Source organism: Alteromonas sp. ABV4_150, assembly GCF_056311745.1.
Genome location: NZ_CM149971.1, coordinates 3,669,965 through 3,685,878 on the forward strand (window position 1 = coordinate 3,669,965; position 15,914 = coordinate 3,685,878).

The window sequence follows — 15,914 nt, forward strand, 5'->3', positions numbered from 1 at the left end:
TCTCAATTAATCCTTATTTTCAAAGTTGGTGAGTACGGTAAGACTCCTTGGGACGGTTTCTATAACAAGTTTACTCCCTTCATAGATTTCACCATCCACAGCATAAGCAGTGGGCTTATCAAATGTTAATGTGATACGAGCTGCTCGCTCGTGGCGTATGGAGTCTGATTGCTTTTTCGCTTCTGCGGGGCTTAAAACCAGTTCCGCGAGTGATGCAAACTGTCTGTCAGAGCTTGGCTGGGGTAATAACCAGGTAAGATCTAGCTTTCCATCAGTAATATCTGGCTCCTCTGCTCCCTGTGCCAATGCGGTTGTCATGGGTGCAGCATTGGCTATAACAAAGCTAGGTGTTTCCAATGTTTCAGAGGGGGCGTCATCCTTAGCTACTTCAAAAGTCATATTTTCGTTGTTAGAGATGGCATTCCACAGTCCTTTTAAATAGGCGAATTGACCCCCCACGTTTTTTTCTTCTCTGTCAGCGGCAGAAATCATTTTCTCTTCAAATCCGACAGCTGCTACTAGCAACATGACTTTGTCGTTACAAGTTGCGGTATCAATCTTTAACGTGTCGCCATTTATTATAATGTCGCATGCCGTGCTAATAGGCATAACTTTGCTAATATATCCGTGGAGTACTTGACTCAGCGCATTTGCCGTACCAAATGGGATAATTCCCATTGTGATGTCAGTATCAACTAGCGCTGATGCCACCTCAGTTAACGTACCATCTCCACCGCAGGCAATGACGATTTGTGCCTTCTCATCTTTAGCCTGTTCAGCAAGTGCCTTGCCGTCTATTTCTGGTGTGGTTTCTTTTACCGTTACCTTGAATTTTTCATTTAGCCTTGCAAGTACCTCACCACGGTACTGTTCCCACTTACCGCCGCCGGCAACCGGGTTGACAATTAACGTTAAGTTCTTCTGTAAAGAGAGTAGGCCGCCATCTCTGACCTTTTGCAGTGATGCTAACTGGCGTTTATTCAGCCTTGCCGTTTGACGTATTTGATTAATCTGTCGCATAGCATCATCTACACTTAAATCTGGGTTTTTTGCCAGAAGATAAGCTGCCACCACTAGCACCGAACGTCCTCGACCAAGTGCGCAATGCACAACAACATTTTTGTTTTCAGATATCTGTTGATTGAGCCAATTGATAGCAAGAACAAGTTGCTCTGGAGTAGGGCTGGTATGGTCTAAGACAGGCACGTTTAGGTATCTAAAATCTTCTTGATACGCTGTCCAATCCAAGCCGTCAAATTCTGCAGTTACGTCGAGGATCGCATCAATATTATTCTCGTTAAGTAAATCAACATGCTGCCCAGACATGCGGCAAGCGAGAAAAAGGTTTGATTCAATTTTTTGAAGTGGAGGTACTTTGTCTGTTCTACGTGCATACTCGTTATAAAGCCACGAGCCCAGCAGAAATGGAACAAAAATCCAGCGAATGTAGAATGGAATCGATCCATCTTCCCGTTTGCGAAATAAACTTGGGTAATTGAGCAAATAGGCACTGCTTACCGCAATAAGCGAAAAAGCAATCCATCCAAATACAATTTTGAGCAATAGCACAGGCACTGTTACCGTTAACACCAGCGCTAACAATGCTGCAAGTATGTAATACTTTACCATTTTCACGACGAACACATCCTTTGTAATTAGAAAAAGCAAATAGCTTAGGCATTTATACTTACACCCATTTGTTTTCGTTTACTTTTAAGGCCTGTAATTTGAACTATCGCTAGGCAGTAAGCGTATATTTTTGTATGGAAAATATGAGTGTATGTAATGAATAAAACGGTAGTACTCAAAGTTGCTAATTTCGTTTGGTTTCAAGCGATATGGTGGTTGGTGATTCTGTTTCAAAACAGTGCAGTGCTTCCGGTATTAGGCCTGCTTTTGGTTTGGATTGCTTTTTCTCCTAAACGCGTCGAAGACATAAAGCTTATGAGTGCAGTTTTTCTACTAGGCACTGTAGTCGATGCCTTACTTACATTAAGCGGTCTATTCATTTTCAATCAAACAGATGTGTTGGTGGGCTTTTGGCCGATTCCCATTTGGCTTAGTCTTCTTTGGGCTGCGTTTGCAGGTACTTTGTATCACAGTTTAACCGCCTTTAATGGCCGAATGGTTATTGCTGCAATTGCTGGTGCAATTTTTGCCCCACTTAGCTATATCGCCGGTGCCAATTTTGGTGCTGTAGAGTTAGGGGCCAGCATGATGCTTTCTTATATTTTCATCGCGTTAGTGTGGAGCGTAATTTTCCCGCTGTGTTTTTATTTATCCAATCGTTTTGAGGCAAAACAAGCCCAAGCGTAAATGCAAGGAGTGTATTGGCATGACGAAAAACGTATTAGTAACTGGTGGCAATCGAGGTATCGGCCTTGAAATAATAAAAGGAATGCTGTCTAAAGGTTATAAGGTATTGATGGGATGTCGAGATGAAGAGTCAGGTCTTGAAGCTAAAAAGGATTTAGTAGGAGGGGATTTACATGTTATTGAAATGCCCCTTGATAATGAAACGGCGATCGTAGATGCGTTTGTTCGAGCGGAAGCTGTTTATGGCCCTATCGATATTCTAATAAACAATGCAGGCATATTAGATGACACCGATTGGAAAGAGGTAAATAGTGAGAGCTTAGCAAAATCCGTACAGGTAAACGTGAACGCGCCATTAACGCTTATTCAACAAACCTTACCGCAAATGATTGAGCGAGGTTTTGGGCGCATTATCAACGTAAGTTCTAGTTACGGTAGCTTTGCCGAAGGTTTAAAAGGTCCTTTATGCTACGCAGTAACCAAAGCCGCCATTAACGCCCTAACCGTGAAAATGGCTGCCGAAGTCGATAAAGCTGCAGAGGGCAAAAAGATTGATGTAACGATAAACAGTATGACGCCAGGCTGGGTACATACCCGAATGGGAGGCAGCGACGCACCAAAAACACCTGAAGAGGGTGCAGATACGGTAATTTGGCTTGCAACAATGGAAGAGGGCGGCCCGAACGGCAAATTTTTGAAAGACAGAGAGCCCATTGATTGGTAGCCCGTTAGCCGGTCAACATATATCGGGCCACCAATAATTTGTGGAACGCGAATAGCGGTATGATTAAAGCGAGAATCGCTCTCTCAAGAAGCGGGCGATTCCATCTTCATCATGATGCCCTATTACAGAAGTAGCAGCATCTTTAATATAAGGTTTGGCGTTTGAAGGTGCATAGGCTTCATCAGCAAGCTTAAACATGCTCAAGTCGTTGTCGCTATCACCAAAAACAATGACGTTGCTCGCGTCTAATTGATTTCGCAATAACTCAACAGCGCTGCCTTTGTTGGCGAGATTATGGTGAACATCCATCCAACGATATTCATCACCCTCAATCGCAGGCCCTGAATACGCTATTAATTGCTCATGCATATTTAGTTGCTGGTACATATCATAGACAAGTGCCGCATCGCCGATCATACTGATATTAGTTATGTGTGCATTGGCAGGTAATGCTTCAATGGAAGCTAAGCGCGCTTTTGTGCGCGAAAAGTATTTTTCGATTAAATCAAATTCCACCTGATGCTTTGGCGCAGAGTGATAGATCACGTGTTCGTGGTCAGGGCTATCCAAATTTACCGTGTTAATGAAAGGCGTAATGTTATTCTTAACCGCGTACTCAATAATAAGATTGGCTTCACTAGGCGCGAGTAGGTTTTCCAGTGTTAGCGCATTTCCGCTTGGGTCCCAAATGGCTACGCCATTATTGTAAATATGCGGAAGTACAAAGGATTGACCCTGTAGCACAAATTGTGCTGAATGCATGGTACGCCCTGTTGCTACTGTGAAGGCAATGTCCCTCTCGCTCAATAAGTTCAAGGTATCTCTTGTGAAAGAAGAAATTTCTGAAGACTTGTTTAACAAGGTCCCGTCTAAATCAAAAAATATCAAATCCATACAATTGGTGCCTAGTCTCTCTTTCAAATTACCACTGACCAAATACCAAAGGGCAATAGACACAAAATGTGACGTATTGCCCTTGATTCTTATTGGAGCAGTTAGCTCGATAGCTCACCACTCTAACACATTATGTGTTTATGCAATGCTGCATGTAATGTAATTAATCTTACTATCGAATTGATTCAACCACACTATCACTATGTTGTATCAACACTTGCGACACTGTTGACGAAGATTGAGACTTCTTAAGATTGATCACCAAGGCTACTTTGCCGTAGCGAATCGCATGGCGTACAGTTTGTATCACTTCATTTCTATCTGGGCGCAAGCCTATTAGTCCGGCGATAAATAGCCCAATAAAAAGACCCGGGCTTATTAGCGCAATATAAGTAAATAAAGGGTTTTGCTGCGTAAGAGCAGGGCCGAACTGCGTTAATAAAAAAGCGGCAACTAAGCCCATAATAAGCCCTACTGAGCCAAGTAGAAGGTGTGAAGACCACATACTTTTTCCTATCGACGCACTGCTACGTTCAAGTTTTTCGCTCATATTCGGGTCACCTGCTTCAATTATCTCGATTTGAGATGACTCAACTGAAGTTTGGTCTTGCACCATTACTAACGCTTCTTCCATTTCTTTCTTTGAACTGAATACTGCGGCTACTTGTAGCTTGTCGTTAGAGACGACATTGGCCCTGAAGTTCTCATGCTCATTACTTTTAGCGCTTTCTGAATCAACTTTGTTTGATTTCTGAATACTCATTTTTAGATCCTCGACTTCTTTCTTGGACTCTCTAATTAAATCCACGTCATTAGCTAAACTAAGTGCTTACCGGCAATCGGCTTCACATAAACCTCTCAAGAAACTGTTTGAAGATGCCTGTCACAAATATCTGTAGGTAAATGCTATTTAAATTTATCTATTCAATTTGTATTCCGCTGGTGTATGAGAATAGCCAGTACTTTAGTTTAATTTGTAAAATGAGCTTATTAACTGACTGTTTAATATGTATATTTCACGTTTTTTACATATGGTTTAGTTAATAAAAGGTGGGGCTATCTATGACAAATATCGAGAGCGACGGAGCTTCTTCCGCCTTTTCTGGCAAGGACTCTCGTTAATACTGCGATTATTTTACACAGGATGTGAAAAATTGTTACAGGGTAGGTTGGACGCTACTGCTGATGGAAAAATGAGCCGATAAAAGGTTATCGGGCGAAGTGATCAAATCCATCATTTCAGCTGTAAATTCTACCTATACACAAACGCTGTCGTTCGAGGGGAATGGACCACCGCGACATGTCAGTATTGAAGCGAAGCCGCCCTCAACGCGTGCCCTTAAAGCTATCTAACTGATAGCGTTTAAGCAAAGTACGGGAAAGGAGTAAGTAAAAATGAAAAGGACTAAAGGCTATTGCAACATGTATTCCGACGATAGTCACCTGACAATAAAGCGTATACCTTGCGGGAACAAACGGTTTTACTATCGTTATAGCAGCGGCAAAAAAGTAACGGGCGAACGCGTGATTAAACGTATCAAAAAGCTTGTTATTCCGCCGAATTGGCGAGACACACTCATCAGCCGAGATAGCAAGGCGAGTATTCAAGCCGTTGGCTATGATGAAAAAGGACGTAAACAGTATATTTACCATGACAGATGGCACGAACAGCAGCAAGTCGAAAAATTTGAGCGACTGCTTGCCTTCGGCCAGGCACTGTCTAAATTTCGAGAGCACTGCCTTTCTTTGATTTCACAGCCTTCCTGGACCCAGGAGAGAGCGTGCGCGCTTGTGTGCCTTCTGCTCGATTACACAGGCGCCAGGGTAGGTAACGCCCAATACAGTAAAGAAAATGACACGTACGGGTTAACGACCTTGCGGCGCAAGCATATTCAAATGCAATATGACGATAGCGTTGAGCTAGCCTACACGGGGAAGCACGGCAAGCCGAGAACTTTAAGAGTCAATGATCCTGAACTTGCCTCGCTGATTTGTGATTGCGCTCAACAACAAGGTTATTGCCTGTTTCGCTATCAGGATAATAATAGACATTGGCACGATGTAACCAGTGAAGACGTCAATGAGTTTATTCATAAAGAGCTTAGCGAGCAATTCAGTTGTAAAGACTTTAGAACCTGGGCCTCTAGTCGTTTTGCACTGGCTAACCTTCCCCAGGTCTACGATCAAGTTAATAGTTCGAAAACCAAAAAATGGGAAAGTACATTAAGCAAGGTTGTGGCAGCAGAGCTTGGTAACACTCCCAGTGTATGTCGAAAATATTATATTCATCCGAAGCTATTTGCCGTTCAAAAAGATAAAAAGGCATGTGAAAAGCTTATCGACAAAGTGCGTTTATTGAATAAAGAAGATTGCACGCAATTAACTAACTTATTGCCTGTAGAAAAGCTTCTTTTGGATGTTATTTCAGCTGAGTGTGCCTAACAAAGCATTTTTGATGAAAATGTTTTAGTTGATAGTAAAGTTGTTGTTTTAATCGGCATTTAGCACCAAGTTAAATTGTTTCATGATTTTTGCTAGGTTTTTAAGGGTTTGATATTTATAGGTAATATCTATATCTCTTTGTTTAAACTGCCGTGAAACATGATTGGTGTTAATTTGGTCGTTAATGCTGTTTAAACTAAGTTGTTTAAAAATTAAACTTGAAATTTTTTATCAAATCCTTATATTGTTAGAACTCTAATGATTATTGTTCGATTTAAATAATTGTACTAACTTCGGTTACTGCAAGAGTGTAGAGCACGTAATCATTGACGAGTTTTCGAAGAGCAATAGAGGAAATAACTAACGTTATGCCAATGGAAAGTTACCTATCACTCGCCGTCTATTTTACAGCGATGTTGGGGATAGGGTTGTTTGCTTACCGACAATCTACCAGTGATATTTCTGGTTACATTTTGGGAGGGCGACAAGTAAGCCCTCAAGTTACCGCACTGTCTGCGGGTGCATCTGACATGTCAGGTTGGATGTTAATGGGTCTTCCTGGCGCCATGTATTTAACCGGTTTTGACGCGGTATATATCGCGATAGGCTTGGTTGCTGGTGCTTTAGCTAACTATTTACTAGTAGCGCCTAAACTTCGCGTTTATACCGAAGTGGCTAATGACTCACTTACTGTGCCTGAATTCTTTGCCAAGCGCTTCAATAAGCCAAATTCAAGCTTACGAATCGTTTCGGCGGTAATCATTGTACTGTTCTTTACGCTATATACGTCTGCAGGCTTAGTAGCAGGCGGCAAGCTGTTCGAAAGTGCATTTTCGGTCGATTATCAACTGGGCTTGTTTATCACTCTAGGTGTTGTGGTGTCTTACACACTCTTGGGTGGGTTCTTAGCAGTGAGCCTTACAGACTTTGTGCAAGGGTGCATTATGTTTGTGGCATTGGTTTTAGTGCCAATTGTCGCATTTACCGAGTTTGATAGCGTATCGCAAATGACAAGCGCCGCTTATCAATCTGTACCGAATTTTTCAGAATCGTTAGAAACGCTAACGATAGTCGGTTTGCTTTCAAGTTTAGGATGGGGCTTAGGTTATTTTGGCCAGCCACACATTATCGTGCGGTTTATGGCAATTCGCTCTGTTAAAGCTATTGGAACTGCAAGAAATATTGGTATGTCGTGGATGACAGTGACAATTATTGGTGCATTGGCTACGGGCTTTGTAGGCATTGCTTATGCTAACCAGTTTGGCCTTGCAGTCGACGACCCAGAGACGATATTTATTATTTTCTCGCAGCTGCTTTTCCACCCATTAATTAGTGGATTTTTGATGGCGGCAATTTTGGCGGCCATCATGAGTACAATTTCGTCGCAGTTATTAGTTAGCGCAAGTTCGTTAACAGAAGACATTTACCGCGTAATGGTAAATAAAAAGTCGCCTGAAAAATCGTTAAGTGAAAAGCAAACGGTAACAATTGGGCGATATGGTGTAGCAGGTGTGGCTGTAGTTGCATTGCTGTTAGCCATGGATGCGTCGAACACAATTTTATCTTTAGTAAGTAACGCTTGGGCCGGTTTTGGCGCCGCATTTGGTCCATTAGTACTGTTTTGTCTGTATAAGAAGGACCTGACAGCGAAAGCGGCAATGGCGGGCATGATAAGTGGTGCGGTAACCGTACTGTTTTGGATTTATGCGCCCGTTTTAGCTGACGGTAAAACGTTAAGCAGCGTTATTTATGAAATTATTCCAGGGTTTGCGGTGAGTACGTTAACGCTATACATGGTAAGTCGCCTTAGCGAAAACCCATCGTCGAATGTACAAGAAACGTTTGTGCAAGCCAGTGAAGAATTAGCGAATCAACAATCTTAAGGTTAAAAAGTTTATTATGAGTCATCCTAATTGGAAACGCGTAGTCATCAAAGTAGGTAGTGCACTAATATCGCCCAACCAGCAAGGTTGTAGCAGTCATTATCTTTTGAGCATTGCGCAATTTATCGTGCGATGCAGAGCTAACGGTACGCAGGTTGTACTCGTGTCTTCCGGTTCTGTCGCAGCGGGTGCGCACCTGTTTCCAGAGCAAGAAAAGTCAGATATCGCGGTTAAGAAAGCCATGGCAGCGGCGGGTCAAACCGAGATGATTGCCACGTGGGACAGACTGTTCGATTTTCCGTCTGCCCAGATGCTACTTACCCATGCTGATTTGAGAGACAGAGAGCGTTACGTAAGTATTCGTGAAACTATATTCAGTTTGTTAGACAACAACATTCTGCCTATCGTGAACGAAAACGATACTGTAACTACCGACAAATTGAAGGTTGGTGACAACGATAATTTATCGGCCATGGTAGCGTCGGCGGCTGAAGCTGATGCACTGATCATCTGTTCAGACATTGATGGGTTGTACGACAAGAACCCACATGAACATGACGACGCAAAACTGCTTAAATCGGTTGATACCATCGATCAGAGCGTTTATGACATGGCTGGTGGTGCGGTTAAAGGCGGTGTTGGCACCGGTGGTATGCGCACCAAAATTGAAGCGGCCGAGAAAGCTGTTTCGCATGGTATAGATACATATATTATTAACGGCTTTACTGAACTGTCGTTTAATATGCTGCTAGCAGGTGAAAACCCGGGTACGCATTTCAAACCTCACGCCAAGCCAATGCAAGAGAATGTGCATTGGATGCGCCATACGTCAAATGCGCAAGGTGAGGTGATAGTAGAAGGCGACTTCGACGACTCTTTACATACTGACGCAGAGCAACTAACAAGTAGCGAAATTATAGACGTGAAAGGTGAGTTCTCGGTAGGCGACACCATATTGGTACGTAAAGAAGACGGCACTAAATTGGTGAAAGCCAAGTCGAACTACAGTAGCTGTTTATTGAATTTTATTGCGAATCAGGAAAGTGAAGAATTCGCCCACGAGTTTGAGGAAAAAACAGGGCCAATTATTTCTGATCAGCACATAGCAAATCTGGAGAAAGAATGAGTATTATTACAGAGTTAGCACAACAGGCGAAAAAAGCTGCACGTACACTGGCAATTCTAAGTGAGAGCCAGAAAAACGCGGTGTTAACTGATATGGCCGCGGCAATTCGTGCCAATAAAAGCAAAATTATTGAAGTAAACGAAAAGGAAGTTGCGCGCGCTAAAGAAAATAATCTAGATGCAGCCATGATAGACCGCTTAATCCTTAACGATGAGCGCATCGAGTCAATGGCTGAAGGCATTGAGGTTATTGTTGAGCTTGACGATCCGGTAGGCAAAGAGCGTGTTATTGGTACGCGTCCTAACGGAATTGAAATTAAAAAAATGCGTATACCGCTAGGCGTTGTGTGCATGATTTATGAAGCACGACCTAATGTTACCGCCGACGCAGGCGCGCTGTGCTTCAAATCGGGCAATGCCGTAATTTTACGAGGCGGTAAAGAAGCCCTTGATACAAGTTTAGCCATTGCTGAACTTATGCAAGACGTGCTTGAAAAGCATAACTTGCCTAAAGCGCTAGTTACCGTTGTACCAAACCCAGACCGCGCATTAATGCAAGAGCTAATGGAACAACGCGACTACATCGACGTTATTATTCCACGTGGTGGTGAAGGCCTTATCAACTACGTAACTGATAACGCTAAGGTACCGGTTATCCAGCACTTCAAAGGTGTGTGCCACCTTTATGTAGATAAGGATGCTGATTTAGAAAAAGCCATGGCTATACTTCTAAACGGTAAAACTCAGCGTACTGGTGTGTGTAATGCACTTGAAGGGTTGGTTGTACATCAAGCCGTGGCGGGTGATTTCTTACCTAAAGTGGCCGATGCCTTTAAAGAAAAAGGTGTAACGGTTCACGTAAACGAAAAAGGTAGCCAGTATTTCGACGGCGCTGACGTAATTTCAGAAGACGCTTACGGTGAAGAGTATCTTGGTTTAGAAATCGCCATTCGCGTTGTTGATGACTTCGAGGGTGCGGTAGACCATATTGCTCAATTCGGTAGTAACCACACAGAAGTTATCGTTACTGAAGATGCTGAGAAAGGTAAGCTATTCCAACGCGCAGTAGATGCAAGTGTGGTAATGGTTAACGCTTCTTCACGCTTCTCTGACGGCAGCCAGCTTGGCCTAGGTGCTGAAATTGGTATCGCTACAACCAAGCTTCATGCGTACGGTCCAATGGGCTTAGAGTCTTTGACTTCGGAGAAATACTTAGTGAACGGTGAAGGCCAAATTCGCGACTAAATAATACTTGTTGCAACTGGTCGGCATTGTGCCGCAGGTTTACATGCTTCATAATGAAAAGCGCTGACATTCGTCGGCGCTTTTTTATTTTTATTCAAAGATTTACCCTCGCCAGTACAGACGGAGCATACATGGAGATTGTGATAGACCCCACGCAGTTATGGAATCAGCTTATTGCGTTTGCCAATGAGTATAAACTGCTGACATCACTACTACTTTTAATTGTATTGCACTTCTCTAAAAAAGGTGTGTTGTTGCTGATAAGACGGATCAGTTCTCAGCGCGGGGAAGATAGAAGAAACCAGATTAATATTTTAGAGCAGTTAGGGAACGCTTTTATCATCATTGTATTGATGATGGTGTGGAGCTCTGAAATACAAACTCTCGCTATATCCATTGCCGCATTTATGGTTGCCATAGTGCTTGCCACCCGAGAATTTATTCAATGCTTTATGGGTTTTATTTACTACCTAGGCGCAAGGCCGTTTAGGGTAGGGGACTGGATCCAAATGAATAATATCATTGGTGAAGTGGTAGAAATGGACTGGGCAAAAACTGCGCTTCTAGAAGTTGACCCAGAAAGCTTCAACTACACGGGTAAGCACGTTTACGTACCTAACAGTCAGCTAGTTACCCAAACCGTGCGTAACCTTAACTTTATGCGCCGCTACCGTTTGCACTCGTTTGAAATTGTTAACGAACCTACGGTAAATGCCTATAGCTTAATACCCGCTTTTCACGCCCGCGCTCAAGCGCACTGTGAATACTTTCGCGATGTAGCTGAGCGTTACAAAGGCTTAATTGAACGGCATTTAGAACAAGAATTTATTCGTATAGACCCAGAAGTTGAGATTAAAACTAATGAACTGGCGAAAGTAGTGGTAAAGGTAAGTCTTTTCTGCCCAACAGCGGAAGCCCATGAGCTAGAACACAAGATGTGCTCTGACTGGTTAAGCTTGTGGTTTAGAGCGCAAAAAGAAGAGCAGACGATGTTAATGCAACAGCAAAGCGAGATTGGTAACAGCAATCTCCAAGCGCAAGCTACTACAGAACAGCAAGCGACAACGAGTACAGGGTTGTAACACTCAACAAAGGAGCGACCTGTTTTCGAATTTACCGGTCGCTCAATGCTATTTGTTACCATTCATTCGTTGTACTTTATCCGCCACATTTCATTCGTTACACGTCCATTCTCGCTGGTGGGAAAAATGCCCTTCTAAAAATGCCATCTGATCTGCGAGTATGCGTCTGTTCATTAAATAAAAGCGCTCGTAAACATTGGGCCTAAACGGCACAGCAAGCAAAGGCATATTCGCTTCTTCAGGTGTTTTAGCGGCTTTAGCATGATTACATCGCTGACAAGCGGTGGCTACATTCGTCCAGATATCTTTTCCGCCGCGAGAACGGGGGATAATATGGTCTCGGGTAAGTTGTTTAGGCGTAAACTTGTTGCCGCAATACATACACAAATAGCTGTCGCGCCTAAATAAATAGCGGTTGGTAAGGGCAACTTTGCCAGATAAATCTGTTACCTTGCCGTCGCAAGCGATAATACTTGATAGCGTAAGTTCGCTTTGCAGCCCTTCGTGATTCCAGCCGCCTTTAAGGGTTATGGCATCACTGCCTAGCTCGAATAGCACCTTGTCCTGACTGTAAAGCTTTGCGGCTTGTTCAACATCTATCCACTCTTGTGGCATGCCTGCTTTATTAAGTCGAAGTACCAACATGGTTATCTCCTTAGCACACTAATATTAGACGTTCTTGTTATGAATAATCTTTATTGCCCGTATATCGCTCATAGCATTATCTACGGGTTGTTTCTTTGTTCGCTTTTTGTTCTAGCATACGCTGTTTTGTGTCAGTATGATGAAAATATAGTCAATAATTGAAATTTCACAGATATTTCATATAGTCATGGTGCTATTGGTGATAGCGATTTTTCGCAAATTCACTAAATAAATTCCACGCGGGGCTGTATTTGGCAATGGCATTACATCTACTTCAAAGCTATACTATGCGCCGCGTTTAAAAGCGATAAAATAAAGATTGAAATTAAAGGACAAATAGTGACTCCTATTACTAAATCATTTCAGTATGGACAGCATACTGTAACTCTAGAGACGGGTGTAATTGCTCGTCAGGCGACAGCTGCGGTTCTTGCGAGCATGGACGACACGTCTGTACTGGTAACAGTAGTTGGTAAAAAAGAAGCCAAGCCAGATCAAGACTTCTTCCCTCTAACAGTAAACTACCAAGAAAAAGCATATGCTGCGGGTAAAATCCCAGGTGGTTTCTTCAAGCGTGAAGGTCGTCCATCTGAAGGCGAAACATTAACAGCGCGTCTTATCGACCGCCCAATTCGCCCATTATTCCCAGAAGGCTTCAAAAACGAAGTACAAGTTGTTGTTACTGTAATGTCTGCTAACCCAGATATCCCTACAGACATCATCTCTATGATTGGTACTTCTGCAGCGCTTGCTATCTCAGGTATTCCTTTCAACGGCCCAATCGGTGCGGCTCGTGTTGGTTATAGCAACGGCGAATACATTCTAAATACACGCGCAGAAGAGCAAGCTGAAAGCCAGCTTGACCTTGTTGTTGCGGGTACTGAAGGTGCAGTACTTATGGTTGAATCAGAAGCTGACGTGCTTTCTGAAGATACTATGCTAGGTGCGGTTATGTTCGGTCACGAGCAACTTCAAACTGTGGTTAACGCAGTTAATGAATTTGCTGCTGAAGTTGGCACTGAGAAGTGGGACTGGGCACCAGAAGCAGAAAACACTGCACTTAAAGATAAAGTTAAAGCACTAGCTGAAGCAGAAATGACTGCGGCTTACCAGATTTCTGACAAGTTAGAGCGTAAAGACGCAGTAACTGCAGCAACTGACAAAGCACTAGAAGCTATCCTTGCTGAAGACGAAGAGCAAGACAAGAAAGAAGTACTAGACCTTCTTCACGATCTTGAGTCTGACGTAGTACGTTCACGCATCCTTTCTGGCGCGCCACGTATCGACGGTCGTGAGCCTGCAATGATTCGTGCTCTAGACGTAGCAACAGGCATTCTTCCCCGTACTCACGGTTCTGCACTATTCACCCGTGGTGAAACGCAGGCAATTGTTGCTGCTACTTTAGGTACAGAGCGTGACGCACAGATGATTGACGAGCTTCAAGGTAAGCGCGACAGCCGTTTCATGCTTCACTACAACTTCCCTCCATACTGTGTTGGTGAAACCGGTATGATTGGTTCGCCTAAGCGTCGTGAAATTGGTCACGGTCGTCTAGCGAAGCGTGGTATTCAAGCAGTAATGCCAAGTGAAGAAGAATTCCCGTACGTTGTACGTGTGGTTTCTGAAATCACAGAATCAAACGGTTCATCTTCAATGGCGTCTGTATGTGGTACTTCACTAGCGCTTATGGATGCAGGTGTTCCAATTAAAGCGTCTGTTGCGGGTATCGCAATGGGCCTAGTTAAGAGCGACGACAACTTTGTTGTACTTTCAGACATCCTTGGTGACGAAGATCACCTTGGTGACATGGACTTTAAAGTAGCGGGTACTACCGACGGTATTACTGCACTTCAAATGGACATTAAGATTGAAGGTATTACTAAAGAAATCATGCAAATTGCGCTTAAACAAGCAAAAGAAGCACGTTTGCACATTCTTAACGTAATGGACGAAGCAATTGGCGGTCACCGTGAAGAGCTAAGTGAATTTGCTCCACGCATTTACACAATGAAGGTTGACCAAGACAAGATTCGTGACGTTATCGGTAAAGGCGGCGCAATGATTCGTCAAATTACTGAAGAGTCTGACACTAACATCGAGATTGAAGACGACGGTACTATCAAAATCTTCGCGACAGAGCGTGCGAAAGCAGACATCGCTATTGGCAAGATTGAGCAAGTAACGGCTGAAATTGAAGTTGGTAAGACTTACAACGGTAAGATTACACGTATTGTAGACTTCGGTGCGTTCGTAGAAGTACTTCCAGGTAAAGAAGGTCTTGTTCACATTTCACAAATCGCTCACGAGCGTGTAAACAAGGTTACTGACTACCTTAAAGAAGGTGAAATGGTTGACGTTAAGGTTATGGAAATCGACCGCCAGAACCGTGTACGTTTAAGCATTAAAGAGCTTCTAGAAAAGCCTGCGCCTAAGTCTGACGACGCAGAGTAATATCGATTAGGTTTTAAACCTAGTTAGTTATGTTTAAGTAGAAAGGGAGCTTGGCTCCCTTTTTTCGTTTTAGGTTTTAAAAGTAATAACGGGTTGGATTTTTACTTGTTAACCCACACGTTTAAGCCATACATTTAGGCCATAACGAAAAACGCTTTTTTAGAGGTATTAGATAATGGATAAGCAAACGCAGACCGAAGTAGAAGCCGCGGTATTCCGCCGCTTAGTAGAACACCTAGACGCAAATAAAGACGTTCAGAACATCGACCTGATGATTTTGGCGGATTTCTGCCGTAACTGCTTGGCAAAATGGTATTCAGCAGCTGCAAGCGAGCAGGGCGCTGATATTGACTACGAAGCCGCACGTGAAGTGGTATACAAAATGCCGTATTCAGAGTGGAAAGAGAAGCACCAGCTTCCTGCTACTGATGAGCAGTTGGAAAAGCTGGCTGCTAGGCAGGGGAAGTAGTTTTTAGTTAGGACGAAATTTGTTTTTGTGTTTTGAAAGCCAGCTTATGCTGGCTTTTTTGTTATTGGAGGGGGGAGTGCAGTATTAGCTTTTGTGCGCAGACTTGGTATTTTTAATATGTGGGTGATAAACGGCAGTACGGTTTTTCTTTATTTTTCTGTTGGTTGTGGTTTAGAGTAGTGAGAAGTAAAAAGGAGAAGTGCCCCAGAGTGTTCTGACTCGATGATAAAATGGATATTTTGTGAATCAAAAAGAATTATACAATCAAGCTGTAGGCTTAATTCTAAGTAAACTTGATGAATCATAACCGGATAAAATAAAGCTATACGACTATGAGCTAGGGTTTTATGAGCGGGAAGATACTTCCGATGCTAGAAATATTAGAGCAAAGATAATGTCCGAAGCATTTAATCAATTAGAAAAAGATAGATTAATTACTTTTTCATCGGAACCAGATCGTATTCCTCGCTTAGATTTAGTATTAACTGAGAAAGGACTAAATCGCCCTAAAAATTCAGTTGAAGCATATAAAGAAGACGGAGTTAAAGCTGGCATTTCTGCAACAACGAATGCTATTGGTAAGGCTATTGTTGACAAATTTTCGTCATAACAAGGCCATTAAATAGCGGACATGTAAG

14 protein-coding genes are annotated in these 15,914 nt (G+C 42.9%); 10 read left to right on the forward strand and 4 right to left on the reverse strand.

Annotated features, from left to right (window positions below):
* Positions 1 to 6: 6 nt before the first annotated feature.
* The gene (locus ACYX4M_RS15895; protein WP_476080844.1) at positions 7 to 1,635 is read right to left on the reverse strand and encodes a diacylglycerol kinase family protein; all 1,629 of its coding nucleotides are present in this window, start codon (positions 1,633 to 1,635) and stop codon (positions 7 to 9) included.
* 150 nt (positions 1,636 to 1,785) lie between these two features.
* Here ACYX4M_RS15895 and ACYX4M_RS15900 point away from each other — a divergent pair, with 150 nt between their 5' ends.
* Both ACYX4M_RS15900 and ACYX4M_RS15905 read left to right on the forward strand, forming a co-directional pair.
* Complete coding sequence (locus ACYX4M_RS15900; RefSeq protein ID WP_476080845.1) at positions 1,786 to 2,316, forward strand: DUF2878 domain-containing protein; 531 nt, start codon at positions 1,786 to 1,788, stop codon at positions 2,314 to 2,316.
* 19 nt (positions 2,317 to 2,335) lie between these two features.
* Positions 2,336 to 3,040, forward strand: coding sequence for an SDR family NAD(P)-dependent oxidoreductase (locus ACYX4M_RS15905; RefSeq protein ID WP_476080846.1), 705 nt, complete (start codon positions 2,336 to 2,338; stop codon positions 3,038 to 3,040).
* Between the two features lie 63 nt (positions 3,041 to 3,103).
* Here the strand turns inward: ACYX4M_RS15905 and ACYX4M_RS15910 are convergent, their stop codons facing one another.
* Both ACYX4M_RS15910 and ACYX4M_RS15915 read right to left on the reverse strand, forming a co-directional pair.
* Positions 3,104 to 3,934, reverse strand: coding sequence for an HAD family hydrolase (locus tag ACYX4M_RS15910; protein WP_476080847.1), 831 nt, complete (start codon positions 3,932 to 3,934; stop codon positions 3,104 to 3,106).
* 172 nt (positions 3,935 to 4,106) lie between these two features.
* Positions 4,107 to 4,697 carry a hypothetical protein gene (locus ACYX4M_RS15915; protein ID WP_476080848.1) on the reverse strand — a complete coding sequence of 197 codons (591 nt, stop codon included), beginning with the start codon at positions 4,695 to 4,697 and terminating at the stop codon, positions 4,107 to 4,109.
* A 632-nt stretch (positions 4,698 to 5,329) separates the two neighbouring features.
* Between ACYX4M_RS15915 and ACYX4M_RS15920 the strand changes: the two genes are divergently transcribed.
* The 5 genes from ACYX4M_RS15920 to ACYX4M_RS15940 all read left to right on the forward strand — a co-directional run bounded on the left by ACYX4M_RS15920 (position 5,330) and on the right by ACYX4M_RS15940 (position 11,711).
* Positions 5,330 to 6,376: a DNA topoisomerase IB gene (locus tag ACYX4M_RS15920; RefSeq protein WP_476080849.1), complete on the forward strand. Its 1,047-nt coding sequence runs from the start codon at positions 5,330 to 5,332 to the stop codon at positions 6,374 to 6,376.
* 368 nt (positions 6,377 to 6,744) lie between these two features.
* Positions 6,745 to 8,259: a sodium/proline symporter PutP gene (gene putP, locus ACYX4M_RS15925; protein WP_476080850.1), complete on the forward strand. Its 1,515-nt coding sequence runs from the start codon at positions 6,745 to 6,747 to the stop codon at positions 8,257 to 8,259.
* 16 nt (positions 8,260 to 8,275) lie between these two features.
* A complete protein-coding gene (gene proB / locus ACYX4M_RS15930) occupies positions 8,276 to 9,385 on the forward strand; it encodes a glutamate 5-kinase (RefSeq protein WP_474806981.1) in 1,110 nt (369 codons plus the stop codon).
* On the forward strand, positions 9,382 to 10,629 hold the full coding sequence (locus tag ACYX4M_RS15935) for a glutamate-5-semialdehyde dehydrogenase (protein ID WP_476080851.1): 1,248 nt from the start codon (positions 9,382 to 9,384) through the stop codon (positions 10,627 to 10,629). The genes proB and ACYX4M_RS15935 overlap by 4 nt, the downstream gene beginning before the upstream one ends.
* A gap of 131 nt (positions 10,630 to 10,760) precedes the next feature.
* On the forward strand, positions 10,761 to 11,711 hold the full coding sequence (locus tag ACYX4M_RS15940) for a mechanosensitive ion channel family protein (protein ID WP_476080852.1): 951 nt from the start codon (positions 10,761 to 10,763) through the stop codon (positions 11,709 to 11,711).
* Positions 11,712 to 11,801: 90 nt separating this feature from the next.
* Here the strand turns inward: ACYX4M_RS15940 and ACYX4M_RS15945 are convergent, their stop codons facing one another.
* Complete coding sequence (locus tag ACYX4M_RS15945) at positions 11,802 to 12,356, reverse strand: HNH endonuclease (protein WP_269916549.1); 555 nt, start codon at positions 12,354 to 12,356, stop codon at positions 11,802 to 11,804.
* 339 nt (positions 12,357 to 12,695) lie between these two features.
* Between ACYX4M_RS15945 and pnp the strand changes: the two genes are divergently transcribed.
* The 3 genes from pnp (at position 12,696) to ACYX4M_RS15960 (ending at position 15,886) form a co-directional block, all read left to right on the forward strand.
* A complete protein-coding gene (gene pnp, locus ACYX4M_RS15950) occupies positions 12,696 to 14,807 on the forward strand; it encodes a polyribonucleotide nucleotidyltransferase (RefSeq protein WP_476080853.1) in 2,112 nt (703 codons plus the stop codon).
* 175 nt (positions 14,808 to 14,982) lie between these two features.
* Positions 14,983 to 15,276 (forward strand): DUF1244 domain-containing protein, encoded by a 294-nt coding sequence (locus ACYX4M_RS15955; protein ID WP_012518312.1) that lies wholly within the window; start codon positions 14,983 to 14,985, stop codon positions 15,274 to 15,276.
* Between the two features lie 394 nt (positions 15,277 to 15,670).
* On the forward strand, positions 15,671 to 15,886 hold the full coding sequence (locus ACYX4M_RS15960; RefSeq protein ID WP_476080854.1) for a hypothetical protein: 216 nt from the start codon (positions 15,671 to 15,673) through the stop codon (positions 15,884 to 15,886).
* The last annotated feature ends 28 nt before the right edge of the window (positions 15,887 to 15,914 follow it).